This is a genomic window from Leucobacter soli, from assembly GCF_042659205.1.
Classification (GTDB): Bacteria; Actinomycetota; Actinomycetes; order Actinomycetales; family Microbacteriaceae; genus Leucobacter; species Leucobacter soli.
The window spans coordinates 1-4,832 of the sequence record NZ_JBHSRW010000176.1 but is presented as its reverse complement, the minus strand read 5'-3'; the positions used below and the strand labels follow the sequence as shown (position 1 = coordinate 4,832).

4 protein-coding genes are annotated in these 4,832 nt (G+C 70.9%); 2 read left to right on the top strand and 2 right to left on the bottom strand.

The genetic code is table 11. The annotated features are described in order from the left end of the window. Positions 1–5 precede the first annotated feature (5 nt). Complete coding sequence (locus tag ACFPZL_RS10065) at positions 6–1,328, bottom strand: bifunctional o-acetylhomoserine/o-acetylserine sulfhydrylase (RefSeq protein ID WP_218114003.1); 1,323 nt, start codon at positions 1,326–1,328, stop codon at positions 6–8. A 200-nt stretch (positions 1,329–1,528) separates the two neighbouring features. Here ACFPZL_RS10065 and ACFPZL_RS10060 point away from each other — a divergent pair, with 200 nt between their 5' ends. After that, positions 1,529–2,221 (top strand): uracil-DNA glycosylase, encoded by a 693-nt coding sequence (locus tag ACFPZL_RS10060; RefSeq protein ID WP_218114004.1) that lies wholly within the window; start codon positions 1,529–1,531, stop codon positions 2,219–2,221. A 145-nt stretch (positions 2,222–2,366) separates the two neighbouring features. Further along, entirely contained in the window at positions 2,367–3,905 is a 1,539-nt protein-coding gene (locus tag ACFPZL_RS10055; RefSeq protein ID WP_218114005.1) for a 4-hydroxyphenylacetate 3-hydroxylase family protein, read from the top strand. Between the two features lie 93 nt (positions 3,906–3,998). Here the strand turns inward: ACFPZL_RS10055 and ACFPZL_RS10050 are convergent. After that, a partial coding sequence (locus tag ACFPZL_RS10050; RefSeq protein WP_382335286.1) for a hypothetical protein occupies positions 3,999–4,832 on the bottom strand: 834 nt, incomplete at its 5' end.

Sequence of the window (4,832 nt, the reverse complement as noted above, 5' to 3'; positions counted from 1 at the left end):
TGCGGTCAGACGCGCGCGGCGGCGACGACCGCCCGCGCGGCGGCGAAGCCGGCCTCGAGGTCGGCCTTGATGTCGTCGATGTGCTCCAGGCCCACCGAGAGGCGGACGAGACCCGGGGTCACGCCGGCCGTCAGCTGCTGCTCGGGCGTCAGCTGCGAGTGCGTGGTCGACGCGGGGTGGATCACCAGCGAGCGGACATCGCCGATGTTCGCGACGTGGCTGAAGAGCTGCAGGCTGTCGACGAAGGCCTTGCCGGCGTCGACGCCGCCCTTGAGCTCGAACGAGAGCACCGCGCCGACGCCCTTGGGGGCGTAGGTGTTGGCGACCGCGTACCACGGCGACGTCGGCAGGCCCGAGTACGACACCGAGGCGACGTCGGCGTGCGAGTCGAGCCACTCGGCCACCTCCTGCGCGTTCTGAACGTGGCGCTCCATGCGCAGCGAGAGCGTCTCGATGCCCTGCAGGATCTGCCAGGCGCTCTGCGGCGCGATGGCCGAGCCGAGGTCGCGCAGCAGCTGCACGCGCGCCTTGATGATGAAGGCGATCGCGTCGCCCACCGCCGCGGTGTAGACGACGCCGTTGTACGAGTCGTCGGGGGTGTTCAGCCCGGGGAAGCGGTCGGCGTGCTCCGACCACGGGAAGCTGCCGCCGTCGACGATGACGCCGCCGAGCGTCGTGCCGTGGCCGCCGAGGAACTTCGTGGCCGAGTGCAGCACGATATCGGCGCCGTGCTCGAGCGGGCGCACGAGGTAGGGGCTCGCGACGGTGTTGTCGATGATGAGCGGCACGCCGTTCTCGTGCGCCACATCGGCGACGGCGCGGATGTCGAGCACGTTCGAGCGGGGGTTCGCGATCGACTCGGCGAAGAACAGCTTGGTGTTCGGGCGCACGGCGCGCTGCCAGGCCGCCGGGTCGTCCTGATCCTCGACGAAGGTGACCTCGATGCCGAGCTTCGCGAGCGAGAACTTGAAGAGGTTGTAGGTGCCGCCGTAGATCGAGCTCGACGAGACGATGTGGTCGCCCGCGTTGGCGATGTTCAGCACGGAGTAGGTCGAGGCCGCCTGGCCGCTCGCGAGGAACAGCGCCGCGACGCCCCCCTCGAGCGCGGCGATGCGCTCCTCGGCGACCGCCTGGGTCGGGTTCGTGATGCGGGTGTAGATGGGGCCGAGCTCGGCGAGGGCGAAGCGGTTGGCCGCCTGCTCGGTGCTGTCGAAGACGAAGGCGGTGGTCTGGTGGATCGGCAGCGCCCGAGCGCCGGTGCTCGGGTCGGGCTGCTGGCCCGCATGGATCTGCTTGGTCTCGAACTGCCAGTTCTGCTGGTCGGTCATGATGTCTCCTTGAAGGGGTCGATGGCGTGAGGCATTGAGAGAGAGCGTAAGAGGTGGTTTCGTCGAAGGCAACGGAACCCGACACGACGCGTCACATTCACAGCCGACGCGTCGAGAGGCGGAGCCGACGCGCTGAATGCGCAGCCAACCGGTAATCTACCGGGGAACGAACGGGATGCGGAAACGGCGATGGTGGAACGATGGCGATGACCCTGCAGGAGCTGGCCGCGCACGGCCATCTCGCCGAGGACTGGGCCGAGGCCCTCGCCCCGATGGGGGATCGGCTGGCCGAGCTCGGCCGCTTCCTGAACGCCGAGCGGGCCGCCGGGCAGCGCGTGCTGCCGGCCGGCGACCGGATTCTCGCCGCCTTCCAGCGGCCGATGCGCGAGGTGCGCGTGCTGATCGTGGGGCAGGATCCCTACCCGACCCCGGGGCACCCGATCGGGCTCTCGTTCGCGACGGCGCCCGAGGTGCGGCCGATCCCGCGCAGCCTGCAGAACATCTACCGCGAGCTGCACGATGACCTGGGCATCCCGCCCGCCCCGCACGGCGACCTCTCGGCATGGGCCGACCACGGCGTCATGCTGCTGAACCGCGTGCTCACGGTGCGCGCCGGGACTCCGGCCTCGCATCGCGGCAAGGGCTGGGAGGCCTTCACCGAACTGGCGATCCGCGCGCTCGTGGATCGCGGCGGGCCGCTCGTCGCGATCCTCTGGGGCAACGATGCGCGGTCGCTCGCGCCGATGCTCGGCGATGTTCCGCGGATCGAGAGCCCGCACCCGTCGCCGCTCTCCGCATCGCGCGGTTTCTTCGGGTCGAAGCCGTTCAGCCGGGCCGACGCCGCGCTCGCGGCGCAGGGCTCCCCCGCGGTGGACTGGCGTCTCGCGAACTGACGGCGCACCCGGCGACTCAACACTTGCCCAATCAGCGGCATTCCCGTCGTGCGCTTCGACGATGCCGCCCGCCGAGCCCGTGAATACGCTGTCGAAAGGGCACGTCGACGTGCCCCGATCACCGCATTCGGAGGACAGGGACAGCATGGAGCACTCGGAAGCCGTCGGCTCGACGGCAGCACGTCAACGACCGCAGACCGGCGCGGAATTCCTCGAGAGCCTGCGCGATGACCGGGAGGTCTGGATCTACGGCGAGCGGGTCGACGACGTGACCGCGCATCCGGCCTTCCGCAATTCGGCTCGCTCGCTCGCCGAGCTCTACGACGCGTTCGACGACCCCCGGCACAGCGGGAAGCTGCTCGTGCCGACCGACACCGGGAGCGGGGGATCGACCCACGCCTTCTTCCGCGCCGCACGCAGCCAGGAGGACCTGCGCGCCGGGCGGGATGCCACCGAGGTCTGGCAGCGGCTCGGCTTCGGCTGGCTGGGCCGCACGCCCGACTACAAAGCCGCGCTGATCACGGGCTTCGGCACCAATCCCGACTGGTTCGGGGAGTTCGCGGACAACGCCAGGTACTGGTACCGCCGCACGCAGGAGGAAGTCCTGCACGTGGGTCACGCGATCGTGCACCCCCCGGTGGATCGCAGCAAGGGGCCGGAGCAGGTCCGCGACGTGTTCGTGCACGTGGAGCGCGAGACCGATGCCGGGCTCATCATCAGCGGAGCGAAGGTCGTCGCGACCGGCTCGCCGCTCACCCAGTACGTCTATGTCTCGCACTTCGGCGTGCCCCTCGACGGCAAGGACTTCTCGGTCGTCTTCCTCGCCCCGACCAACGCGCCCGGGGTGAAGATGTTCGCGCGCGCTTCGTACGAGGAGGTGGCCGCACGCACCGCGAACCCGATGATGCACCCGCTCTCGAGCCGGCTCGACGAGAACGACGCCATCCTCGTCTTCGACGAGGCCCTCATCCCGTGGGAGAACGTGCTCGTCTACGACCCGAAGAAGGCGAACGAGCTCGACGGCGCCAGCCGCCGCCAGACGCGCGGCATCTTCCAGGCCGCCACGCGACTGGGGGTGAAGCTCGAGTTCCTCGCCGGGGCGCTGAGCAAGGCGCTCGACGTGACCGGCACGGGATCGTTCCGCGGCGTACAGGCAGCGCTCGGCGAGGTGATCGGCGCCCGCCACGTGGTCGCGGGCCTGCGCGACGGCATGATCGAGCGCGCCGAGCCCGGTTGGGGCGACGGCGTCGACCCGAACTTCGGCTACGGCATCGCCTACGCCGCGCTCGCGCCGAAGCTCTACAGCCGTGCCCGGGCGATCATCGAGGAGGTCGTGGCGTCCGGGCTCGTGGAGCACGCCATCAGCGCGACGGAGCTCGACGATCCGGAGCTCGCGCCGCTCGTGGAGCGCTACCTGCGGGGCAGCGCGGGCAGCACCGCGCTCGACCGGTCGAAGATCATGCACCTGCTCTGGGACGCGATCGGCTCGGAGTTCGGCGCCCGTCACGAGCTCTACGAGCTGAACTACTTCGGCTCGCCCGAGGCGAATCACCTCGGCACCCTCGCCATCGCGAAGAACGACGGCTCGCTCGACGAGATGCGCGGGCTGGTCGAGGAGTGCATGAGCCAGTATGACATCGGGGGATGGGTGGACGACCGATTCTTCACCGGTGTGAAGGCCTGAGCCGGCCGGTCGGACTCCGCCGCGTCGTTCGCCCGGGGTCCGACTTCGCCGTCTCCGGGAGGGGCTGCTTCTTCAGGGCAGGGCGCTGTGCTGTCAGCCCAGCGCCCGGTACCGCAGCGGCGGCAGGTCCGAGAGGGTGTGGAGCCCGGGCTCCACGTTCAGCGCGTCCTCGATCCTCGCGACCATCTGGGTGGCCGTGCTGACGAGCCCCTGGGCGGCGCTCGCGCGCAGCTCGACGTCGGGCGAACCGGAGACCCGCCAGTGCTCGGTGGAGTGGGCGCCGACGCGCGCCACATCGTGCAGCACGAGCGCGACGCCCGCCGAGGTCTCGAGCTCGACGGTGCGTGTCGACCCGGCGATCGTGCCCGGGGCGATTCGCCGCTCGCCGTCGGGGAGCTGCACGACGAGCTCCTGCTCCGCGATGGCGGCCGTGACGGTGCTGCGGGCACGGAGCACCGTCAGGCCCATGCCGCGGGCGATGGCGTGCAACGAGCTGAACGCGGCTCCGGCGCCGGGGTCGCCGCTGCGTTCGACCGGGTAGCGCTCCACGGGCGCACCGAGCAGCCCGCTCACGCCGGCGTTGCTCGACCGGGCGACGGCGAAGGGTCGCGTGCACTCGCCCTCGAGCCGGTCGAGGTGCGTGACGATGCCGGCGAGCGTCAGCGGGAGGTGCACCCAGAGCGCATCGACGTGGCCGCTCGCCAGGACCGAGACCCCGTGCTCGCGGGCCGCCGCGTCGATGACGTCGGAGCGACCCGGATCGCTCGCCCACGGGGCGAGCAGCTCCTCGCCCGCGCTGATCACGCCGGCCCCCGCACGGATGCAGGAGAGCAGATCGGCCTCCGTGGCCGCGAGCGTCGACGCGGTCGACATCAGGACCACGTCCGGCCGGGTGTCGGCGAGGGCGGCGTCGATGTCGTCGCGGAC

Coding starts and splice junctions, on each gene's coding strand:
- ACFPZL_RS10065 (WP_218114003.1), bottom strand. CDS start 1,328: ATGACCGACCAGCAGAACTGGCAGTTCGAGACCAAGCAGATCCATGCG.
- ACFPZL_RS10055 (WP_218114005.1), top strand. CDS start 2,367: ATGGAGCACTCGGAAGCCGTCGGCTCGACGGCAGCACGTCAACGACCG.
- ACFPZL_RS10060 (WP_218114004.1), top strand. CDS start 1,529: ATGGCGATGACCCTGCAGGAGCTGGCCGCGCACGGCCATCTCGCCGAG.